The organism is Rhizobium sp. A37_96 (genome assembly GCF_053521765.1).
On sequence record NZ_JBNWDS010000001.1, the window covers coordinates 56,447 to 78,900 of the forward strand.

The 22,454-nt window shown below is 60.8% G+C and carries 21 protein-coding genes; 5 read left to right on the forward strand and 16 right to left on the reverse strand.

Annotated elements, in window-relative coordinates:
* Positions 1 to 197: 197 nt before the first annotated feature.
* Entirely contained in the window at positions 198 to 500 is a 303-nt protein-coding gene (locus ACQZ6J_RS00310; RefSeq protein WP_163991014.1) for a hypothetical protein, read from the reverse strand.
* A gap of 380 nt (positions 501 to 880) precedes the next feature.
* On the opposite strand from ACQZ6J_RS00310, the gene grxD reads away from it, so the two are divergent.
* The 3 genes from grxD (at position 881) to ACQZ6J_RS00325 (ending at position 3,878) form a co-directional block, all read left to right on the forward strand.
* On the forward strand, positions 881 to 1,216 hold the full coding sequence (gene grxD, locus ACQZ6J_RS00315; protein WP_163991012.1) for a Grx4 family monothiol glutaredoxin: 336 nt from the start codon (positions 881 to 883) through the stop codon (positions 1,214 to 1,216).
* Positions 1,217 to 1,354: 138 nt separating this feature from the next.
* Complete coding sequence (locus ACQZ6J_RS00320) at positions 1,355 to 2,587, forward strand: multidrug effflux MFS transporter (protein WP_163991128.1); 1,233 nt, start codon at positions 1,355 to 1,357, stop codon at positions 2,585 to 2,587.
* A gap of 13 nt (positions 2,588 to 2,600) precedes the next feature.
* A complete protein-coding gene (locus ACQZ6J_RS00325; protein WP_163991010.1) occupies positions 2,601 to 3,878 on the forward strand; it encodes a multidrug effflux MFS transporter in 1,278 nt (425 codons plus the stop codon).
* A gap of 18 nt (positions 3,879 to 3,896) precedes the next feature.
* Here the strand turns inward: ACQZ6J_RS00325 and ACQZ6J_RS00330 are convergent, their stop codons facing one another.
* The 12 genes from ACQZ6J_RS00330 to ACQZ6J_RS00385 all read right to left on the reverse strand — a co-directional run bounded on the left by ACQZ6J_RS00330 (position 3,897) and on the right by ACQZ6J_RS00385 (position 15,167).
* A complete protein-coding gene (locus ACQZ6J_RS00330; protein ID WP_449081123.1) occupies positions 3,897 to 4,826 on the reverse strand; it encodes an adenylate/guanylate cyclase domain-containing protein in 930 nt (309 codons plus the stop codon).
* 115 nt (positions 4,827 to 4,941) lie between these two features.
* Positions 4,942 to 5,766: an inositol monophosphatase family protein gene (locus ACQZ6J_RS00335; protein ID WP_449081125.1), complete on the reverse strand. Its 825-nt coding sequence runs from the start codon at positions 5,764 to 5,766 to the stop codon at positions 4,942 to 4,944.
* Between the two features lie 17 nt (positions 5,767 to 5,783).
* Positions 5,784 to 6,611: an inositol monophosphatase family protein gene (locus tag ACQZ6J_RS00340; RefSeq protein ID WP_449081127.1), complete on the reverse strand. Its 828-nt coding sequence runs from the start codon at positions 6,609 to 6,611 to the stop codon at positions 5,784 to 5,786.
* A gap of 68 nt (positions 6,612 to 6,679) precedes the next feature.
* Positions 6,680 to 7,576, reverse strand: coding sequence for a tRNA 2-thiocytidine(32) synthetase TtcA (gene ttcA / locus ACQZ6J_RS00345; RefSeq protein ID WP_163991003.1), 897 nt, complete (start codon positions 7,574 to 7,576; stop codon positions 6,680 to 6,682).
* 60 nt (positions 7,577 to 7,636) lie between these two features.
* Entirely contained in the window at positions 7,637 to 8,566 is a 930-nt protein-coding gene (locus ACQZ6J_RS00350; RefSeq protein WP_163991001.1) for a glutaminase, read from the reverse strand.
* A 71-nt stretch (positions 8,567 to 8,637) separates the two neighbouring features.
* Entirely contained in the window at positions 8,638 to 9,255 is a 618-nt protein-coding gene (gene rpsD, locus ACQZ6J_RS00355) for a 30S ribosomal protein S4 (RefSeq protein WP_047633114.1), read from the reverse strand.
* A 232-nt stretch (positions 9,256 to 9,487) separates the two neighbouring features.
* Entirely contained in the window at positions 9,488 to 11,005 is a 1,518-nt protein-coding gene (locus tag ACQZ6J_RS00360) for a helicase HerA domain-containing protein (protein ID WP_449081130.1), read from the reverse strand.
* Between the two features lie 129 nt (positions 11,006 to 11,134).
* Positions 11,135 to 12,280, reverse strand: coding sequence for an alpha-hydroxy acid oxidase (locus ACQZ6J_RS00365; protein WP_449081132.1), 1,146 nt, complete (start codon positions 12,278 to 12,280; stop codon positions 11,135 to 11,137).
* Between the two features lie 88 nt (positions 12,281 to 12,368).
* Positions 12,369 to 12,833 (reverse strand): N-acetyltransferase family protein, encoded by a 465-nt coding sequence (locus ACQZ6J_RS00370; RefSeq protein WP_449081134.1) that lies wholly within the window; start codon positions 12,831 to 12,833, stop codon positions 12,369 to 12,371.
* A 2-nt stretch (positions 12,834 to 12,835) separates the two neighbouring features.
* The gene (murI, locus tag ACQZ6J_RS00375) at positions 12,836 to 13,636 is read right to left on the reverse strand and encodes a glutamate racemase (protein ID WP_449081136.1); all 801 of its coding nucleotides are present in this window, start codon (positions 13,634 to 13,636) and stop codon (positions 12,836 to 12,838) included.
* A complete protein-coding gene (locus ACQZ6J_RS00380) occupies positions 13,617 to 14,471 on the reverse strand; it encodes an RNA methyltransferase (RefSeq protein ID WP_449081138.1) in 855 nt (284 codons plus the stop codon). Before ACQZ6J_RS00380 ends, murI begins: the two co-directional genes overlap by 20 nt.
* 114 nt (positions 14,472 to 14,585) lie before the next feature.
* Positions 14,586 to 15,167, reverse strand: coding sequence for a hypothetical protein (locus ACQZ6J_RS00385; RefSeq protein WP_449081140.1), 582 nt, complete (start codon positions 15,165 to 15,167; stop codon positions 14,586 to 14,588).
* A gap of 222 nt (positions 15,168 to 15,389) precedes the next feature.
* On the opposite strand from ACQZ6J_RS00385, the gene ACQZ6J_RS00390 reads away from it, so the two are divergent.
* Together ACQZ6J_RS00390 and ACQZ6J_RS00395 are read left to right on the forward strand one after the other, a co-directional pair.
* Complete coding sequence (locus ACQZ6J_RS00390; protein ID WP_163990986.1) at positions 15,390 to 16,604, forward strand: NADP-dependent isocitrate dehydrogenase; 1,215 nt, start codon at positions 15,390 to 15,392, stop codon at positions 16,602 to 16,604.
* A 119-nt stretch (positions 16,605 to 16,723) separates the two neighbouring features.
* Complete coding sequence (locus ACQZ6J_RS00395; protein WP_449081142.1) at positions 16,724 to 17,350, forward strand: glutathione S-transferase family protein; 627 nt, start codon at positions 16,724 to 16,726, stop codon at positions 17,348 to 17,350.
* A 45-nt stretch (positions 17,351 to 17,395) separates the two neighbouring features.
* Here the strand turns inward: ACQZ6J_RS00395 and ACQZ6J_RS00400 are convergent, their stop codons facing one another.
* The 3 genes from ACQZ6J_RS00400 to recA all read right to left on the reverse strand — a co-directional run bounded on the left by ACQZ6J_RS00400 (position 17,396) and on the right by recA (position 22,304).
* Positions 17,396 to 18,247: an AraC family transcriptional regulator gene (locus ACQZ6J_RS00400; protein ID WP_449081144.1), complete on the reverse strand. Its 852-nt coding sequence runs from the start codon at positions 18,245 to 18,247 to the stop codon at positions 17,396 to 17,398.
* Between the two features lie 136 nt (positions 18,248 to 18,383).
* Complete coding sequence (alaS, locus tag ACQZ6J_RS00405; protein ID WP_449081146.1) at positions 18,384 to 21,044, reverse strand: alanine--tRNA ligase; 2,661 nt, start codon at positions 21,042 to 21,044, stop codon at positions 18,384 to 18,386.
* Between the two features lie 174 nt (positions 21,045 to 21,218).
* Positions 21,219 to 22,304, reverse strand: a complete 1,086-nt coding sequence (recA, locus tag ACQZ6J_RS00410; protein WP_112797567.1) for a recombinase RecA — start codon at positions 22,302 to 22,304, stop codon at positions 21,219 to 21,221.
* Between the last annotated feature and the right edge of the window lie 150 nt (positions 22,305 to 22,454).

Genomic DNA, 22,454 nt, shown 5'->3' on the forward strand with positions numbered 1-22,454 from the left:
ACATCGATGTATTTTGCGGATCGGCAACACCACGGGCTGCTGGCTTTTTCATGGCAGCGCATCACAAATCATCCCAAAAACAAAAAGATAGGATCACGCGTCTGCGCCCTCGAACCGACGCGAGAAAGCATATAGCCGACGTCGCGCACCGTCTTTTCGCCGCACCATGCGGTGACAAGGCAGGAAACCAGAATATATCAGCAATCACGGCGCGGATATGGGGAGATTTCGGCGCATGAATCCGCGGGCGGCGCGGTCATGATCTTTTCGACAATGGGAGGCAAGGTCGGCTGCGGTGTCGGAGCGGTCGAAGCGCGATAACCGAAGGCAATGCTCAGAATCAACACGATGGCGCTCACGGTCACGGCGCTATTCAGGACCGAAGCTTTGGGCGTGCGCACATGCTCGTAATATTCCCGTTCGCCTTCGCTCGTATCTTCGGAACTGTAGAATTCCCGCTCTTCACCAACCTGCCCGTCGGAATAATGATGGTGGCTCATGGTGTCCGCTCCCTCAAAAATCAAATGCAATGCTCACAAGGAACCGATACGCACCAAATCGCATCATCGACGGACTCTAACAAACATACCGGCTGCCTGTAAAATGAATAGCAACCTAATATTAATCGTCCCTTGCTTTTATTTTATATGTGTTGTTCAGCCATTGGGTTGAAGACGCGTTTTCAAAACGCACTGTTCAGAAAACATGGCCAATTGACCGTTTTCGCGACCTGCAATGGCCGCTGATACCGGAAATCCATTCATGCGATGAAAAAGACGGCACGTATGTTTTGCGGCTGGAAATCTTGCCGGTCGCTTGCTATTTAAGAAGCAGATTTAACGCTGCGGGCCTTGACCCCGCATGTGAAAGGAACTGGACAATGAGCGGCATTCACGAATTCATCGAAAACGAAGTTAAGAACAACGACGTCGTTCTCTTCATGAAAGGCACGCCCCAGTTCCCGCAGTGTGGTTTCTCCGGCCAGGTGGTCCAGATTCTCGACTACATCGGTGTCGACTACAAGGGCGTCAATGTCCTTGCCGACGCCGAAATCCGTCAGGGGATCAAGGATTATTCCAACTGGCCGACCATTCCGCAGCTTTATGTGAAGGGCGAATTCATCGGCGGCTGTGATATCGTGCGCGAAATGTTCCAGGCGGGCGAGTTGCAGCAGCATTTCCAGGAAAACGGCATCAGCGTTCGCGCCGCTTCCTGATCGGTCACCGGGCTCTTCGTCCGGTTTCCATGTTCAATTCGATCGATAAGGCGCTGCCGCCGGGCGGCGCCTTGATATGTTTATGGGAATAAAACCGTGACGACTACATCCCAGGCTATGTCCCATGGGCAACTGCCCATGGGCAAGCGCGAGTTCATCGTACTCGCGGCCTTCCTGATGGCGATCAATTCGCTAGCAATTGACATCATGCTCCCCGCCTTGCAGCAGATCGGCTCAAGTCTCGGCGTCATGAACGAGAATCACCGGCAGTATGTGGTGACGGCCTATCTGATCGGCTTCGGCTCGGCGCAGCTTGTCTACGGTCCGCTGTCGGATCGCTTCGGGCGCCGCATACCCTTGCTGATCGGCATCGTCGTTTACGTCATCTCGGCATTCGGCATCGCCCTTATACCGTCCTTCGCCGGTCTGCTCGCCCTGCGCTTTATCCAGGGCCTCGGTTCGGCAGCGACACGCGTCATTACCATTTCCATCGTCCGCGACGTCTTCGGCGGCCGGGCGATGGCAGAAGTCATGTCGCTGATCATGATGGTCTTCATGATCGTGCCCGTTATCGCGCCGGGCAGCGGCCAGGTCATCATGCTGGTCAGCACCTGGCACATGATCTTCGTCTTCATCGGCACCATGGCGACCCTCGTCGGCTTCTGGATGTATTTCCGGCTTCCGGAGACGTTGAAGCCTGAGAACATACGCCCGCTGACGGTCAGGTCGGTGGCATCGGGCTTCAAGATGGTTCTGACGAACCGCGTGGCCCTCTGTTACACCCTTGCCAGCACGTTCCTGTTCGGTGCGCTGTTCGGTTTCATCAACTCTGCGCAGCAGATCTACAACAACATCTACGGCCTCGGCGTCTATGCGCCTCTGGCCTTCGGTGGCGTGGCGCTGTTCATGGCCTTTTCGTCCTTCGTCAACTCGCAGTTCGTCGGCCGATTCGGCATGAGGCGGCTCTCCCACACCGCCCTGCTCGGCTTCACCGGCGTCACTTTCTGCTGGCTGCTGGTGCAGATTTACGGGCCGGCGCCGATGCCCTTCCCGCTGTTCATGATCTTCTTCGCGCTGGCCATGTTCCAGTTCGGCTGGATCGGCTCGAACTTCAATTCGCTCGCGATGGAGCCGCTCGGCCACGTCGCCGGAACGGCCTCCTCCGTACTCGGCTTCATGAGCACGGTCGGCGGCGCATCGATCGGCGCCTGCATCGGCCAGTTCTACAACGGCACGGCAACGCCGATGATCATCGGCTATTTCACCGTTTCCCTCGTCGGCATCCTTTTCGTCCTGATCGCCGAGAAAGGGCGGCTGTTCCGACCGCAGAACGCGCCGCCGCCGGCTGATCAGTCCCTCGCTTTACATTGACAGGCATATTCGAATGACAACCCCGCCTCAGTCGTCGGCACAGTCCGGCTCCAATCGCATCGGCCTCGGCATCGTGGAATTCATCATCACGATCGCGCTGATGACGGCCAGCATCTCGATGGGCATCGACAGCATGCTGCCGGCGCTGCCGAACATCGGCCAGTCGCTTCATGTCGCCAACCCGAATGACACCCAGCTCGTCATCGGCGTGTATTTCCTCGGCTTCGGCATCTGCCAGCTCTTCTTCGGCAGCCTGTCGGATACCTATGGCCGCCGGCGCATCCTGCTCGGCGGCCTGGCTTTCTATACGGTCACCCTGTTTGCGGCAGCATGGAGCGGTAGCCTGTTCGCGCTGCTCGCAATGCGTTTTGCGCAGGGCGTCGGCGCCGCGGCCGTTCGCATCACCACCCTTGCCATCGTGCGCGATTGCTTCGGCGGCCGCGAAATGGCGCGCGTGATGTCCTATGTCATGATCGTCTTCATGATCATGCCGATGGTCGCGCCGTTCGTCGGCCAGATGATCGTTGCCTATTCGAACTGGCAGTGGATCTTCATCCTGCTCGGCATCGCCAGCGCCGGCCTCTTCCTGGTCGCATTCTTCCGCATGAAGGAGACCTTGCCGGTCGAGGAGCGCCTGCCGCTTTCGGTCGCGTCCGTCCTGTCCGGCTTCAAAACCGTGCTGACCAACCGCATCACCTGCGGCTACATGATCGGCCTGACGCTCTACACCGGCGTGATCTGCGCCTACATCGTCTCTGTGCAGCAGGTCTTCGGCGAAGTCTACGGCCTGGGTGACTGGTTCCCCATCGCCTTCGCGGCAACGGCTGCAGGCACGGCGGTCGCGCAGTTCGCCAACGGCTATTTCGTTCGCAGCTTCGGCATGCGCCGCATTTCGCACGCAGCCATGATTATCTTCACCGTACTGGGCATCATCGGCTATGTCGTCGGCATGACCGGTCAGCCGAGCTTCACGTTCATCTACATCCTGATTTCCGTGATGCTGATGATGTTCGCCGTTATCACCACCAACTGCATGGCCATAAGCCTCGAGCCCATGGGCCATCTGGCCGGAACGGCAGCCGCGATCACCAGCTCTGTCTCCACCACCGGCGGCGTCGTGCTCGGCGGTATCGTCGGCCAGATGTTCGATGGCACCGCCCAGCCGATGATCGCCGGCTTTACGGTGTTCGGCGTGCTGTCGATCCTGGCGACACTGTGGGCGGAGCGCGGCAAGCTCTTCACCCATCCAGGCGATACCCCGGCCCTGGAACCAGGGATGGGGCACGTCTAGGCAGCGCTATGCCTCGTTTTATGCGTCGCTACGCGGGCGATTGACCCAGCGCAGCGCCGCGGCGATCGCAAGCCCCAGCAGGGGCCAGATCGCCCAGGGTGTACCGTGCCAGGTGAGAAGATTGATCACCACGAGACCGACACCGGTGATGGCCATGCTGGCGATGCCGATATCGATCTGCTTGTTGCTCCGAACGAAACGGAACGCCGCAACCCAGAGGATGGCAAGTATGGGCCATTTTGCCCAGAATTCGCCATGCCAGCTCATCAGGTTGAAGGCGGCAAGGCCGATGACGACGACAAGCGACACCCCGATGCTGCGCCGCCAATCCTGAAGAGCAGGTTCCGGCGTCGCGACATCCGGCGCGCGCGCCGGGGTGGGCTCCGGTGCCGGCCGATAATCGGAGGCGGTATCGACGACCTGCATCCCTCCGATACGCACTGCGTAACTCGGCACGCCACCCTCGATATTCTTGACCTCGAGCTGCCCGAGAAAATCGAAGCCGACCGCGACCTTGTTACGGACCTGGTCGTAGACCGTGCTGGAAATGACGATGCCGCCCGCGGCGGCGCGCGATTGCAGCCGGGCGGCGATGTTGACGCCATCGCCATAAAGATCGTCGCCGTCGGCAATGACGTCGCCGAGATTGAGCCCGATCCGGAAAAGCATCTGCTTGTCGGGATCGCAGGAGGCATTATAGCCGGCAAGCTCGTTCTGGGTGTCGATCGCTGCGCGTACTGCTTCGACAACGCTTGGAAATTCGGCAAAGACGCCGTCGCCCCAGGTGTTGATGACCCGGCCGCCATGCGCCTCGATCAACCGTTTCATCGCATCGCGGTAACGGCGGAGGATCGATAGCGTCCCCTCCTCATCCTTGCCCATAAGACGCGAGTAGTCCTGCACGTCGGCGCAGAAGATAGTGGTCAGCTTGCGGCTTGTCTCGGACATCGACCTCATCCCGGCAGCAGGCGCCCACCAAGGCTCCTGCATGTTGCAAGGAAGATAGCTCTCTCGCTGCCACTTTCCAAGTGGTCGCCCCGGCTATAAGCCCGTATGGGCCGCCCTAAAGAGTGAAGACCTCGCGCCGCAGTAATTCCCAGGTATCCTTGTCGACGGCCGCCAGCAGCCCGCCATCGAGATGATGCGGCAGATAGGGCGAGCCATCGAAACGACGGACATAGGCGCCGGCTTCCTGCGAAATCAGCGATCCCGCCAGGTGATCCCAGGGCATCAGCTTGTTGTACATGAGATAGTGTACATAGCCGCCCGCGAGGGTCCGGTATTCATGGGCCGCGCATCGATAGCTGGTCGCGTAGCGCACCTTGGCGAGATTGCCCATGATCTCGGCGCGCTTTGCCTTGGGCAGGTAGCCCGTGGCTGCCATGCCGACCAATTCGTCGAGCACAACCGGCCCGGTCACTTTGAGACGCAGCATGTCGCCATCGGGCCGGCGCAGCCATGCGCCGCTGCCGCGCTCCGCCAGCACCCAATCGTCGCCCATCGGATCGAAAATGATGCCGGCGACCGTCTCGCCTTTCGAGACGACCGAAGCCATGACGCCGAATGCCGGAATGCCGGCGGCAAAGTTGAATGTGCCGTCGACCGGATCGACGATGATGGCAAAATCGGCATCCTCCAGCTTGTTCAGCAACGCCGGGTCGGCGGCAACCGATTCCTCGCCGACGAAGAGCGCCTCGGGCCAAAGCCGGGAAACCTCGGCCTTTATCATGCGTTCTGCACGCTCATCGGCTTCCGTCACCAGATCGGTCGCCTCGCTCTTGGCGCGGACATCGTCGCTGCCCAGCCTGCGGAAACGCGGCAGGATCTCCGTCTGTGCCGCGCGTCGCAGCACATGAGCGAGGGTCGTAACGTCAACAAGCGATGTCATGCTCTTTCCTTCTGCTTTCAGGCACCGATGATCTGGCGGCGGATCATCTGCCAGCTTTCCTCGTCCGGCGCGGAGATAATGCCGCCCTCCGTTTCGCCGGGCTTGTAGGGCGAACCATCGAACTTGGCGGTATAGCCGCCGGCTTCCTGATGCGCGAGCACGCCGGCAAGATGATCCCATGGCATCAGCTTGGAATGGCCGATGAAATGCCACTTGCCGGATGTCGCCATCCAATATTCGTAGGCCGAACAATTGAGCGCAAAGGCCATGCGGGCCTTCGAGAGATTGCTGCAGATGCGGGACCTGTCCGGTTCATCCATGTGAGCCCAGGAGATGGCGCCCGTCATCGCGCTGAGGGGAGCCGGCGCAGCCACGGAAAGCCGCCTCGCCTGCCCTGCCTGCCGACGCAGGAAAGTGCCGGAACCCTTCATGGCAGTCACGGTATCGCCGAGCACGGGATCGTGGATCACGCTGGCGATCGTCTCGTCATTGGCAACGACGGCCACCATCGTCCCGAACACCGGCAGGCCGGCCGCGAAATTGAACGTGCCGTCGACCGGATCGATGGCGAAGGCCAGCTCCGCATGCGCCAGAGCGGGCACGACCGACTTGTCGGCCTCATAGGCCTCCTCTCCAACGATAAGTGCGCTCGGAAAACGCGCTTTCAGCGCTGCGGTGATACGCTGCTCGGCCAGCAGATCGGCCTCTGTCACCAGATCGATGGCCGAGGTCTTTTCCGATATGTCGCCGGCGACCAGATTGCGGAAGCGCGGGAGGATTTCCTGTGCCGCTGCCTCGGCAACAGTCGTCATCAGGTGGTCGAAATCTGCATCGGAAAAAGTCATCGGAGGCCTTTGTTTTGAAAGGGCTTCCTCTTATGCCCGATTCGATGACATCGGTGTGGCAAAACTAGCTAATCTGCCGCGGTTCGTCCTACCGAAGACCCTCCGGTCATCAAGCCGGCGAAGTCGAACAATTTCGGATCGAGCAGGTGTGACGGATTCACATGCGCCAGCGCGCGCAGCATCGTATCCTTGCGGCCCGGCATGCGCCGCTCGATGTCGGCAAGCATGTCCTTCATGGCATTGCGCTGCAGCCCGTCCTGCGAGCCGCAGAGATCGCAGGGAATGATCGGAAACTGCATGGCGGCCGCGAATTTGGCGAGGTCATCCTCCGCCGCATAGGCAAGCGGCCGCAGCAGCATCAGATCGCCCTCGTCGTTCAGAAGCTTCGCCGGCATCGAGGCCAGGCGGCCACCGTGGAAAAAGTTCATGAAGAAGGTTTCGAGGATGTCCTCGCGATGATGGCCGAGCACCAGCGCGTCGCACCCCTCCTCGCGGGCAATGCGGTAGAGATTGCCGCGGCGCAGGCGCGAACAGAGCGAACAATAGGTCGCGCCCTCCGGCACCTTCTCCTTCACGATGGAATAGGTGTCGCGATATTCGATGCGATGCGCAACGCCGATCTTCGTCAGATATTCGGGCAATATATGCTTCGGGAAGTTCGGCTGGCCCTGGTCGAGATTGCAGGCGATCAGCTCCACCGGCAGCAGACCACGCCATTTCAGATCGAGCAGGAGCGCCAGGAGCCCGTAGGAATCCTTGCCGCCGGAAAGCCCGACCAGCCAGCGCTTCTGGCCCTTCAGCATCTGGAAATCTTCCAGAGCCTGACGCACCTGCCGCAACAGGCGCTTGCGCAGCTTATTGAAGGAGACTGAGCGAGGGGCATCGAGAAACATCGGATGCACGCCGGAGCCGCCGTCTTCAGCCTCGATATCGATTTCGTCCATCACCGCAGTTGCGATATTCATTCCATCGTCCTCAGTATCTTGCCACGCTGATAGCAGAAAGCACGCCAAGAAGACACCGCATCAATCGCCGAATACCGACCAGCCTGTGCGCGCCGCCAGCATTTCCAGCGCGACCGCGCCGAGCTGCGAATTACCGACCTTGTTCAACCCTGGCGACCAGGCGGCGATCGAGCCGATGCCGGGCGCGACCGCCATGATGCCGCCGCCGACACCGCTCTTGCCCGGCAGGCCGACATGATAGGCAAAATCGCCGGAGCCGTCATAATGGCCGCAGGTCAGCATCAGCGCATTGATGCGCCGCGCCCGCTTCGGCGACACGACCGAATGGCCGGTGATCGGGTTACTGCCGCGCGCGGCAAGATAGAGCCCCGCCCTGGCAAGCTGCTGGCAGCTCATGGAAAGCGCGCATTGATGGAAATAGACGCCGAGCACATGCTCGACCGGATGGTGGATATTGCCGTAGGCGCGCATGAAATTCGCCAGGGCGAAATTGCGAAAGCCGGTCTGCGTCTCCGAACGCGCGACCTTGTCGTCTATGCTGATCGATTCGTCGTCGGCCACATAGCGCACGAAGCGCAGGAGCTCGCCGATGGCCTCGCGCGGCTCATGTCCGGCCAGCACGACATCGCTGACGGCGATCGCACCCGCATTGATGAAGGGATTGCGCGGGATGCCCTCTTCCCGCTCCAGCTGAACGATGGAATTGAAGGCCGTGCCGGAGGGTTCGCGTCCAACGCGCTTCCAGAGGCTTTCGCCCACCTTGCCGAGCGCCAGCGTCAGCATGAAGACCTTGGAAATGCTCTGGATGGAGAAGGGAATGCCGGCATCGCCGATGCTGTAGACATCGCCGTTCACGGTAGCGATCGCCATGCCGAACTGCTTCGGATCGACCTTTGCCAGTTCGGGAATGTAGTCGGCAACCTTGCCTTCACCGATGCGCGGCGAAAGCTCCGTGTAAATACCGTCGAGAATGGCCTGCAAATCCGTCATGAGGCGCTCCAAAGACAAAAAAGCCGCTCGAACCGAGCGGCTTTTCATTCATCAAGAAAGTTATCCGCTTATTAACGCGAATAGAATTCGACGACCAGATGCGGTTCCATGACAACGGCGTAAGGAACGTCGCTGAGGGCCGGAACGCGAGCGAAGGTCGCAACCATCTTGTTGTGGTCGGCTTCGATGTAGTCCGGAACGTCGCGCTCAGCGAGCGAAACCGATTCCAGAACGGTTACGAGCTGCTTGGACTTTTCGCGAACTTCGATAACGTCGCCAGCCTTGCAGCGGTACGAACCGATGTTGACGCGAACGCCGTTCACCGTGACGTGGCCATGGTTGACGAACTGACGCGCTGCGAAAACGGTCGGAACGAACTTCGCGCGGTAGACGATCGCGTCGAGGCGCGATTCGAGCAGGCCGATCAGGTTCTCCGAGGTGTCGCCCTTGCGGCGGTCAGCTTCAGCGAAGATGGCGCGGAACTGCTTCTCGCGCAGGTCGCCGTAGTAGCCCTTCAGCTTCTGCTTGGCGCGCAGCTGCACGCCGAAGTCCGAAAGCTTGCCCTTGCGGCGCTGGCCGTGCTGGCCCGGGCCGTATTCGCGACGGTTTACCGGGGACTTCGGACGACCCCAGATGTTCTCGCCCATACGGCGGTCAATTTTGTACTTGGACGATTCGCGCTTGCTCATCGCATTTCCTTTCAAACGTTGCCGCGGTCCGTTGCCGAACCGCGAAGGAAACACGCCCTCCTCTGAACTCCGTTTTCGAGCTCTGACAGGCTTCTCACATTAGCGAACGGAGAAAGCCACGGGACATGTCAAATGAAACACCGGACATTTCTGCCCGGCGTTGGGGCGGTCTCTAAGGGGTCGTCATGAAAATGTCAACAGCGTCGGATGCCCTTGTTCGAGAATACGACAGCTATTCCGCCGCCGCCTGCTCGCCACCATCCATATCGGGCGCGTTGGCATCGCCCGGCGCGGTCTGACAATCCATATCCGGAAACGCCACGACGCGCCGGCCGGAGAAATCGGTATGAACGACGACGCTGCCCTGCTCCTCGAAATAGCCGAGGAGACGACGCGCGCGACGCGCCGAATGGGTGCCGTAAGCACGGGCGATGCGGGCGTCGGACGGGCACGGCTCGCCACTGATGGCTGCTTTGGCCAGCATCAGAAACACGCCCTGCAGGTCGTCGGTCACGCTCGATGAAAGCGACAGGGCCGTGGCCCATCGATCCGTCGCCATGATCTCTTCGTCGGCACCGGACCGCGTAATCGCCACGCGGCGGCGGAACTCCGCCAGGCTCATCGGCGCGCCGGGAACGCGGCGCATGCGCAGCCGCACGAGAAATTCCTGATAGAGCACCGAATCCGTCCGGAAGCCGGAAGCAGGATCGTCGAGGATCTCCGAAAGGACGGCGCCGACCCTTGCCTCGCGATCCTCGCTCGACATCTCCGGCTGGCTGATTTTCGGCTCAGCCGGCGCCGGACTTGCCGCCGGCACGGAGCGGGAAAGCTCGGCCAGAATATCGGTCGTCGGACGCGGCGCCGGCGTCGTGCGGCGCACAACGGGCCGCGTGAACTCTTCCGGATCCGGCGTGAAGATCAGGTCTTCCACATCCTGCGGCGCATCCGGCAGCGGCATCAGCTTCGGGCTGGAGGAACGCGCCGAGGTCTCCACCGCACCGATGGTAATCGGCAGCGGCCGACGCGAGAGTGCCGGCCCGAGCGCGACGAAATTGCCGCGCTTCAGGTCTCGGAACATTTCCGCCTGCCGCCGGTCCATGCCAAGCAGGTCGGCGGCGCGGGCCATGTCGATATCGAGGAAGGTGCGCCCCATCAGGAAGTTGGAGGCTTCGGCCGCGACGTTCTTGGCGAGCTTGGCCAGACGCTGGGTGGCGATGACGCCGGCAAGACCGCGCTTTCGGCCACGGCACATCAGATTGGTCATGGCCCCGAGCGACATCTTGCGCGCATCTTCCGAGACGTCGCCGCCAACCGAAGGCGCAAACATCTGCGCTTCGTCGACTACGACCAGCACCGGATACCAGAATTCGCGATCGGCATCGAACATGCCGTTGAGAAAGGCGGCGGCGGCGCGCATCTGCTGCTCGATATCGAGCCCTTCGAGCGTCAGCACGCAGGAGACGCGATGCTGGCGGATGCGGTTGGCGATGCCAGCAAGCTCGGCTTCCGTCCGCTCGCCATCGACCACCACATGCCCGAACTTGTCGGCCAGCGTGACGAAATCGCCTTCGGGATCGATGATGACCTGCTGCACCCATTGCGCGGACTGCTCCAGCAGCCGCCGCAAGAGGTGCGATTTTCCGGAGCCGGAATTGCCCTGCACCAGGAGACGGGTTGCCAGCAGCTCCTCGATATCGAGCTGGGCGCTGGTCCCGCCGGACGCCGTTCCCATGTCGATGCCGACCTGCAATGCACTTCCCCTATGAACGAGAATCAAACGCGGATGCGTCCCATCTTTCTGAAAGGACGCGCCTCCGTCTAGCAAAGATTTCCAAGCTTCGCGCCCGTGGATTGAAAAAACCCACAGGCAATCGCGATGTCAGCGGAACCGCAGATTGGCCCGCGACAACTGGCTGACGGAGGTGCAGCCCATCAGCTTCATGTCGCGCTCGATCTCGGTGCGCAAATGCCTCAGCGCGCGCTCGACACCCGCCTGGCCGGCAGCGGCCAGAGGATAGAGATAGAAGCGGCCGAGACCGACTGCCTTGGCGCCGAGCGACAGGGCCTTCAAAACATGCGTGCCGCGCTGGATGCCGCCATCCATCATCACATCGATGCGATGGCCGACGGCGTCGACGATCTCCGCCAGCTGGTCAAAAGCGGAACGCGAGCCGTCCAATTGCCGGCCGCCATGGTTCGAAAGCACGATGCCGGTGCATCCGATGTCGACCGCGCGCTTGGCATCCTCGACCGACATGATGCCTTTCAGGCAGAACTGCCCGTCCCAATGCTTCACCATTTCCGCGACGTCGTTCCAGTTCATCGACGGATCGAGCATCTCTGTGAAATACTTGCCGATCGACATGGCGCCGCCGCTCATATCCACATGCTCGTCGAGCTGCGGCAGGCGGAACTTCTCATGCGTCACATAGTTCAGCGCCCAGGCCGGCTTGATGGCGAACTGGGTGACGCCCGCCAGATTGAGCTTGAAGGGAATAGAAAATCCGGTGCGAAGATCGCGCTCGCGATTGCCGCCGGTAATGCTGTCGACCGTCAGCATCATCACGTTGACGCCGGCTTCCTTCGCCCGCCCCATCATCGCCCGGTTCAGTCCGCGATCCTTATGGAAATAGAACTGGTAGACCTGCGGACCCTGATGCTTCTTGCGGATTTCCTCGAGGCTGACGGTGCCGAGCGAGGAGACGCCGAACATCGTGCCGAGCGAGGCCGCCGCGGCAGCGACCGCGTTCTCGCCCTGATGATGGAATAGACGCTGCAGAGCCGTCGGCGAGCAATAGAAGGGCGTCGCGAGCTTTTGTCCCATGACGGTGACGGACATGTCGATCTCGCTGACCCCGCGCAGGACGTTGGGAACGAGATCGCAGCTTTCGAAGCTTGATGTGTTTCGCCGCAGCGTCACTTCGTCGTCGGCTGCGCCGTCGATATAGTTGAAGATCGGGCCGGGAAGACGCTTTTTCGCGAGAAGGCGAAAATCATGGAAGTTGTGGCATTCACGCAGACGCATGGCTTGCCTCGACAACAACACAGCAATCATTCTCAAAAGACATCAACTATCGAGCTCCCAATATCCCGCCGCTCAGTCAGACCTTGCATTACATCCGGTGCAAGCGCGCTTCCCATTTGTAAAGCACATCCGGTTCCTTTTCCTCATTGCCTGCCCCGTCCGACTCGTCAACCACGAAGAAGCCATGCTTTTCGTAAAAGCGACGCGCCGGCGCATTTCTCTTGAATGTCCAGAGCGAAAGGACCGGATAGGCCGATTTGGCGACATCGAGGAGGCGGCTGCCGATACCGCGCTCTTGCGCCTCAGGCAGGACGTAGAGCTGATCGATCCAATCTTCGAGAAAAGCGATGACGCCGACCAGGCGGCCACCCTCCTCCGCGCCCCAGATCTGGCAATCCTTGAATACGACGGCACTCCAGAAACCGACATCCTCCTCCGGCGTGTGCAGCCCGGACAGCGTCGGAAGCCGCTCGTCGAAGGAGGCCCGGTGAACGGCCGCGGCCGCCGGCATGTCCACAAGGTCGAGTTTACGCAACGAAACTTTTTCGGTCATCTTCAAGCCTTCAGTCCAAAACCCTGCATCAGCCGCCGGGTCGGAAAATCCGGCGCGCCGGAGGTGAACACTGCGAAATCGAAATTGTCGGGATGGACGGCATCGGCCGCCTGCGGCACCAGGCTGCGCGCCCGTCGCGCAATCGCTTCGGCCGGATCGAGCCAATCGACCGGCCACGGCGCGAGCCTTCGGAAAATATTGGCCATGAAGGGGTAATGCGTGCAGGCGAGCACGACGATATCGGTCTTGCGGCCATCCATCTCGACGAAGCACTGATCGATCTCCGTCATGACAGCCTCATCGGCGATCGCATCGCCACGGATATAGGCTTCCGCCAGGCGTGCCAGATTTTCCGACCCTACCAGCCGAACATGGCATTGCGTGGCGAAGGACTGGATCAGGTCGCGCGTGTAGGCGCGCTTGACGGTGCCCGGCGTCGCGAGCACCGAGACGAGACCGGAGCGGGTTCGCTCGGCAGCCGGCTTGATCGCCGGCACCGTGCCCACGAACGTCATCTGCGGAAAGGCGGCGCGCAGGTCGGCGCCGACAAGCGTGAAGGCGGTGTTGCAAGCGATGATGCAGACTTCCGGATCGTACTGAGCAAGCAACTTTGCGAAGAGGTCGACAACGCGTTCCTTCAACGCCCGCTCTTCCCAGCCTCCATAAGGAAAACCAGCATCGTCGGCGATATAGATGAAACCGCGCTCCGGCATCAGCACCCGCGCTTCACGCAGCACGGTCAAACCGCCGATCCCTGAATCGAACACGAGGACCGGTTTCAGCTCATTCGCCGTTGCTGTCATCGCTCGTGGTTTCCTTGGGAGCGTTCGAAGGCATTTTGCCAGACCGGGGATGCGAGCCGCTGCCGCGCGGGGATTTTCGCGTGAAGCGGTCGAGAGACGAGATCACCCCGCGCAAGACGCTGATTTCCTGTTCGGTAAACGCCCGGCGCGAGAGGACAGCGCGGAGATTGTCCACCATTTTCGGCTTTTTCCCGGCAGGATGGAAATAATTGCGGGCATCCAGCGCTTCCTCGAGCTGATCGAAGAGACCAAAGAGCTGATCCTTCGTCGAAGGCCGCTGCTCGATCGCCTGGAAAGGCACGGCGCCCACATCCTCCATGCCCGACTTCATCCACTCATAGGACATCAGCAGCACGGCCTGGGCGATGTTCAGCGAAGCGAAGGCCGGATTGACGGGAAAGGTCACGATCTCGTCCGCCAGCGCGACTTCCTCGTTGGTCAGGCCCCAGCGCTCGCGGCCGAAAAGAATGCCGGTGCCCTCACCTGCCTTGAACCGGTCGCGAAGGGTCTCCGCCGCAACGACAGGCGAGCGAACGGGCTTGTAGCCATCGCGCTCGCGCGCCGTCGTCGCATAGACGAAATTGAGATCTGCTATCGCCTGCTCCAGCGTATCGTAGACCTTCGTCGCCTCGATGATGTGATCCGCCTTCGAAGCGGTCGCCTGCGCCCGCTCGTTCGGCCAGCCGTCGCGCGGATTGACCAGACGCAGCTCGACCAGTCCGAAATTCGCCATGGCGCGCGCCACCATGCCGATATTCTCACCCATCTGCGGCTCGACCAGAATAATAGCCGGCCCCTCGGCCAGAAGTGGACGTTCGCTGTTCGTGCCTGCCATGATGCCTTAATCTCCGCGCGCGAGCCTAGTCGCGCCTATGACGGGTCGCAATAGCGAGACAGGCGACGGTCGGCAAGGTTTTTGCGCATCGCCGGCCGGATGAATCCCGCTGGATTATTGCGGATTGGCCGGCTGTTGCTGATCCGTGGGCTGTTGCTGCTGTTTGACGAGATCCTGCATCACGCTCTTGAGCGAACTCGGATTGCCGTTGTCGTCGTCCGTGACGATATCGTCGACGACGGGCCTTCCGCCTTCATCGATCACCTCGAAGCGCACGGTCGTCACCTTCTGATAGTCGGCATCGGAGCCCATGCAGGTGGATTTCTTGAAGGTCGCCAGCACCTCCGTAACATTGTTCTTGGGCGGCTGGGCGGCGATCTTCAGCTCTTCCAGCGGACAGGCGTCCTGCGCGTTGACGATGACGTCATAGTCGAATGGCGAGATGCCGTCCTCATCGGCAGCGGGAAACTGGGCCGCAGCCTCATATTTCGCCGCAAAATCCTTGCTGTAGATATCCTTCAGCCTGCTTTCGTCGAAAATATCCTGCCAGTCGCTGTCGCCGCCCGCCCAGTTCGAAACGGTTGCATCCATGATGGCCTTGACCGGCGTCGTCGCATCGGCGGCCAACGCCGCATGCGCGCCGAACGAGAACTGAAGGAATGTGACGACAAGCGCGGATGCGGCAAATTTCTGCATGATATGATTCCGTTGCGACAGGCAAAACATGGGCGACATTAGACGCATCGACCGCTTTGGCAATGGCCGGATATCAAAAAGCGACCGCTGTCACGAATGATCAAAAACGCGATCTCGAGGGCTCTACCGGCTTTGCGTTCGGGGCTTGCGGTGTTATAGCGCTCGGGACTTCACATTCACCACAGGACCATCCGGTCCCATCAGCTTAAACGAGGCAGAAGTATGAAGAAGATCAAGGTCGCTAACCCCGTTGCCGATCTCGATGGCGACGAAATGACTCGCATCATCTGGCAGTTTATCAAAGACAAACTGATCTACCCCTACCTCGATATCGATATCGACTATTACGACCTCTCTGTCGAAAACCGCGACGCGACCAACGACCAGGTCACCGTTGATGCCGCCAACGCCATCAAGAAGCACGGCGTCGGCATCAAGTGCGCGACGATCACGCCGGACGAAGACCGCGTCAAGGAATTCAACCTCAAGCAGATGTGGAAGAGCCCGAACGGCACGATCCGCAACATCCTCGGCGGCGTCATCTTCCGCGAGCCGATCATCTGCAAGAACGTGCCGCGCCTGGTTCCGGGCTGGACCAAGCCGATCGTCGTCGGCCGCCATGCCTTCGGCGACCAGTACCGCGCCACCGACTTCAAGTTCCCCGGCAAGGGCAAGCTGACCATCAAGTTCGTCGGCGAAGACGGCACGGTCATCGAGAAGGACGTCTTTGACGCTCCGGGCGCCGGCGTTGCCATGGCCATGTATAACCTCGACGAATCGATCCGCGAATTCGCCCGTGCCTCGATGATGTACGGCCTGATGCGCAAGTGGCCGGTCTACCTTTCGACCAAGAACACCATCCTCAAGGCCTATGACGGCCGCTTCAAGGACATCTTCGAGGAAGTCTACCAGAACGAGTTCAAGGCGAAGTTCGACGAAATCGGCATCACCTATGAGCACCGCCTGATCGACGACATGGTCGCCTCCGCGCTGAAGTGGTCCGGCGGTTACGTCTGGGCCTGCAAGAACTACGACGGCGACGTCCAGTCCGACACGGTTGCCCAGGGCTTCGGCTCGCTTGGCCTGATGACGTCGGTTCTCTTGACGCCGGACGGCAAGACGGTTGAAGCCGAGGCCGCGCACGGCACGGTCACCCGTCACTACCGCCAGCATCAGAAGGGCCAGGAAACCTCGACGAACTCGATCGCCTCGATCTTCGCCTGGACCCGCGGTCTCGCCCATCGCGCCAAGCTGGACGACAATGCCGAACTCGCCAAGTTCGCTTCCACGCTCGAAAAGGTTTGCGTCGATACCGTCGAAGCCGGCTTCATGACCAAGGATCTGGCGCTGCTCATCGGCCCCGATCAGCCTTGGCTGTCGACCACCGCTTTCCTCGACAAGATCGACGAAAACCTCCAGAAGGCCATGGCTGCCTGAGCCTTGCAGGCATCGGAACTTGAGAGAACCCGGCCTCAGCGCCGGGTTTTCTTTTGCCTGGAATCTTGCCGCCGGAGTGGAGCGATGGCAAGAATGCGCGCAACAAAAGGGAGAGACAGATGGCCGAGGAACTCGTTTTCTACACAAACCCCATGTCGCGCGGACGCATCGCCCGCTGGATGCTGGAGGAGATCGGCCAACCCTACCGCACCGAGTATCTCGACTTCGGCACGACGATGAAGGCGCCGGAGTATCTTGCGGTCAATCCCATGGGCAAGGTGCCCGCCATCAGGCATGGCGAGACCATCGTCACAGAAGGCGCGGCGATCTGCGCCTATCTGGCGGAAACATTCCCGCAGGCCGGTCTTGCGCCGACCGCCGCCGAACGCGGCAACTACTTCCGCTGGATGTTCTTCGCCGCCGGGCCGATGGAGATGGCGGTGACCAACCGCGCCCTCGGCTTCGAAATCCCCACCGAACGCCTGCGCATGGCCGGCTGCGGCAGCCTCGACCATGTCTTCGACACCCTGGAACGGGCCGTCAGCGCCTCGCCCTTCATCGCCGGCGACCGTTTCACGGCCGCCGACGTCTATGTCGGTTCGCATGTCGGCTGGGGCCTCGCCTTCGGGACGATCGAGAAGCGCCCGGCTTTCATCGACTATTGGAGCCGCGTCAGCGACCGCGACGCCTATCGCCGTGGCAACGAACTTGACGACGCCGCGATGCCCAAGCAGGCAAATGCCTGAAAACACAAAGCCCTGAGAGAAAATCCTCAACCACGCTACATGCCGCTATTGCAGCGGCATGTAGATATCGGTCAGGAGCTCCGTCGGCGGCACGTCGCGCGGATTGTTGATATATTCCTCGAACATGACGGTGTCGCGGAGCTGGCGCCCCGAGGCCGGCAGCCATTGCGCGTAGAGCCATTGATAGGCTTTGTGCATATCCGCATAGGGGCCCTTGTGGCGCAGTACGGCATAATCGCCGCCATCCACCGAGCGCCGCTCCAGCGGCGCATCGGCCGCCGTTCCTTCCCCGGCGGTAACGCAGGCATAGGAGCGCAGCTTCTCCGCCGCGACGACATCGGGATCGTCGAGATAAACGCCGATCATGCGCATGTCGGGGCCCGCAAGGCCGCGGGCAAAGATGGTGCCGAACAGTGTCTCGAAAGCCTGGCCGATCTGCATGTAGGAGCCGCGATGGGCGACACCGACGAGTGACATCGGGGAGATGGTGCGAAGCGTAACGTCGAACAAGACCGTGATCCTTCCTTGGGTACTGGGTTCGAAGATCGTGTGGCTTCCCTCATTCCGGTATCGCGCCGGCGGCATGCCGTAGACGGATCTGAAGATGCGGTTGAACGACTGGAGGTTGGGATAGCCCGACCGCTTTGCAATGTCGCTGATGGATAGACGGGTGTTGACGAGATCGCCGGCGGCACGATGCAGCCGCAGCCGCTTGACCGTGGCCGCCGCCGTCTCGCCATAGATCGCCCGATAGATCCTGTGCCAGTGATAGCTGGACATGCAGGCGATTTCGGCGAGCTTTTCCATATCGAGCTCTTCATCCAGATGCTCATGGATATAGGCCGAAACCCGCCGCAACCGGGTCTCATAAAGCGTCCACGCCGTTCCACCACTCATGTCAAACCTCTTGCAAACCGATCGGCCCGACAAGACCATAACCGGATTTGACAAATCCTGCGGAGTTACGCCGCAAAAGAAAATGGCGGATACCGAAGCATCCGCCACTTTTGATTATCAATGGGAAATTGGCGTATTAGCCGTTGAGAGCCGCTGCAACCGCCTCAAGCGCCTCGTCGGCCTTGCCGCCATCAGGGCCACCGGCCTGCGCCATGTCGGGACGGCCGCCGCCGCCCTTGCCGCCGAGCGCAGCTGACGCGATGCGGACGAGATCGACAGCGCTGAACCGACCGATCAGGTCTTCGGTAACGGCGACAACGGCGCTCGCCTTGCCGTCCTCGGAGACGCCGATCAAGGCGACCACGCCCGAACCGAGGCTTGCCTTGGCCTCATCCGCCAGACCCTTGATATCCTTGGGATCGACACCGGAGATTGCCTTGCCGAGGAACTTCACGCCGTTGACCTCGCGAACTGCGTCGACGGAGCCACCCTGGCCGCCGCCCATCGCAAGCTTGCGCTTGGCGTCAGCCAATTCGCGCTCGAGCTTGCGGCGCTCATCCATCAGCGCTTCAACGCGCGAGACGACATCGGCTGGCTGGACCTTCAGCGTCGAGGCGAGGTTCTTCACGCGCTCGTCCTGCTCGGCGAGATAGCTGCGCGCGGATTCGCCTGTAACCGCTTCGATACGGCGAACGCCGGCACCGACGGCACTGTCGCCGAGAATGCGCACGAGGCCGATCTGGCCGGTCGCGGACACATGCGTACCGCCGCAAAGCTCGATGGAATAGGGCTTGCCGGCCTTTGCGCCGCGCACGCCCTGCCCCATGGAAACGACGCGCACTTCATCGCCGTACTTCTCGCCGAACAATGCCATGGCGCCTTCGGCGATCGCGTCGTCGACGCTCATGAGGCGGGTCGTCACCGACGAGTTCTGCAGGATGATCTCGTTCGCCATTTCTTCGACGACCTTCAATTCCTCGGCCGTCATCGGCTTGGGATGTGAAACGTCGAAGCGGAGCCGTTCGGGCGCAACGAGCGAGCCCTTCTGTGCAACGTGGGTGCCGAGCACTTCGCGCAGCGCTTCATGCAACAGATGCGTGGCGGAATGGTTGGCGCGCAGGCGCGAGCGCCTTGCGTGATCGACCGTCAGCACGACGGCATCGCCAACCTTGATCGCACCGTCCGAAACCTCGGCAATATGAACGAACAGGCCCTCGCCCTTCTTCTGCGTATCGCCGACTGTCAGCTTGCCGTTATCGCTGGAAATGACGCCGGTATCGCCCATCTGGCCGCCGGATTCGCCATAGAACGGCGTCTGGTTGACGACGATCTGTACCTTGTCGCCGGCAGCAGCGCTGTCGACGGCAACGCCGTCCTTGACGATCGCCTGGATGACGCCTTCGGCTGCTTCCGTGTCGTAGCCGAGGAATTCGGTCGCGCCGTTCTTTTCCTTGAGCTCGAACCAGATGGTTTCGGTCGCCTTGTCGCCGGAGCCGGTCCAGTGCGAGCGCGCCTCGGCCTTCTGCCGCTCCATGGCATCGGTGAAGCTGGAAATATCGACGCCGATGCCGCGGGCGCGCAGTGCGTCCTGCGTCAGGTCAAGCGGGAAGCCATAGGTGTCGTAGAGCTTGAAGGCGGTTTCGCCGTCCAGGCTGTCGCCCTTGTGCAGATCCGAGGTGGCATCGTTCAGCAACGACAGGCCGCGTTCCAGCGTCTTGCGGAAACGGGTCTCCTCGAGCTTCAGCGTCTCGGATGTCAGCGCTTCGGCGCGCACCAGTTCAGGATAGGCCCGGCCCATCTGCTGGATCAGCGCCGGCAGAAGCTTCCACATCAGCGGTTCCTTGGCGCCAAGCAGCTGCGCATGGCGCATGGCGCGGCGCATGATACGGCGAAGCACGTAGCCACGGCCTTCGTTCGACGGCAGCACGCCATCGGCGATCAGGAAGGCGGACGAGCGCAGATGGTCGGCGATGACGCGATGGCTGGCGCGGTGCTCGCCCTCTGCCTTCACGCCCGTCGCCTCTTCGGAGGCTTCGATCAGCGCGCGGAACAGGTCGATATCATAGTTGTCGTGCTTGCCCTGCAGAACGGCGGCGACGCGCTCGAGACCCATGCCGGTATCGATCGACGGACGCGGCAGATCGACACGCTCCTGCTTGGTGATCTGCTCGAACTGCATGAAGACGAGATTCCAGATCTCGATGAAGCGGTCGCCATCTTCTTCCGGAGAACCGGGAGGGCCACCCCAGATATGATCGCCGTGGTCGTAGAAGATTTCAGAACAGGGGCCGCAGGGACCGGTATCGCCCATCGCCCAGAAATTGTCGCTCGTGGCGATACGGATGATCTTGTCGTCCGAAAGGCCGGCGATCTTCTTCCACAGGTTAAAGGCGTCGTCGTCGGTATGGTAGACCGTGACCAGCAGACGCTTGGCGTCGAGCCCGAATTCCTTGGTAATCAGGTTCCAGGCAAGCTCGATGGCGCGCTCCTTGAAATAATCGCCAAAGGAGAAATTGCCGAGCATTTCGAAGAAGGTGTGATGGCGGGCGGTATAGCCGACATTGTCGAGGTCGTTGTGCTTGCCGCCGGCGCGAACGCATTTCTGCGCCGTCGAGGCCGTCTTGTAGGGACGCTGCTCAAGGCCGGTGAAAACGTTCTTGAACTGCACCATGCCGGCATTGGTGAACATCAATGTCGGATCGTTGCGCGGTACGAGCGGGCTCGACGGCACGATCTCGTGGCCGTTTTTCTTAAAATAGTCGAGAAAGGTCGACCGGATTTCATTCACACCGCTCATATGGGGCCCTTCAGTACTGCGCTCGGCAACTTGCATCAAAGTCAGTGGCTTTTATCGTTCGCTCCGGGCGCTGTCCAGCCGCACGAACAAAACCGGCCGCACATCCCTTGGACAATACGGCCGGTTTCGGTTTTTTAGTCTAGTCTCAAGCCAGGAATTGCTCCCCGGAAATCATTATTCGCCGGACGCGTCGCCATCATCGGCGTCGGGACCGCCATTCTGCAGGAAGCGATCGGCGATGAGGCCGGCATTCTGGCGCAGCGACAATTCGATCTCGCGGGAGAGATCCGGATTGTCGCGCAGGAAGATCTTCGCATTCTCGCGACCCTGGCCGAGACGCTGGCTGTTATAGGAGAACCAGGCGCCGGACTTTTCGACGATACCGGCCTTGACGCCGAGATCGACCAGCTCGCCCGTCTTGGAAACGCCTTCGCCATACATGATGTCGAACTCGACCTGCTTGAAGGGCGGCGCCATCTTGTTCTTGACGACCTTGACGCGGGTCTGGTTGCCGATCACCTCTTCGCGCTCCTTGACCGCGCCGATACGGCGGATGTCGAGGCGAACCGAGGCATAGAATTTCAGCGCATTGCCGCCCGTCGTCGTTTCCGGCGAGCCGAACATCACGCCGATCTTCATACGAATCTGGTTGATGAAGATCACCATGGTCTTGGACTTCGAGATCGAAGCCGTGAGCTTGCGCAGCGCCTGACTCATCAAACGGGCCTGCAGGCCCGGCAGGCTGTCACCCATCTCACCTTCGATTTCGGCGCGCGGCGTCAATGCCGCGACGGAATCGACCACGAGAACGTCGACGGCGCCGGAGCGCACCAGCGTGTCGGTGATTTCAAGCGCCTGCTCGCCGGTATCCGGCTGCGAGATCAGAAGGTTCTGCAGGTCGACGCCGAGCTTGCGGGCATAGACCGGATCGAGCGCATGTTCCGCATCGACGAAGGCGCAGATGCCACCCTTCTTCTGGGCCTCAGCAATGGTCTGCAGCGCCAGCGTCGTCTTGCCGGAGCTTTCCGGCCCATAGATTTCGATGATGCGTCCCTTCGGCAAGCCGCCAATGCCGAGGGCGATATCGAGGCTCAGAGAGCCGGTGGAAACCGTTTCGATTTCGACCACATTCTCGTTAGAGCCGAGCTTCATGATCGAGCCCTTGCCGAACGACCGCTCAATTTGAGAGAGTGCCGCTTCAAGTGCCTTGCTTTTATCCACCGATTTGTCCTCTACAAGCCGCAAAGAATTCTGAGACATTCGATCCACCTTTAGGTTATTGAAGCCGCTCTAGCAATGTCGCCGCCGATGAGAATTCTGTACTCTATTTGTTCTTTTATCGCAAGGGCACAACAAGCAATTGAAAGAAAAAGGTAAAATGAATTCCGTTCTACTTTTGTTTTCTTCTTT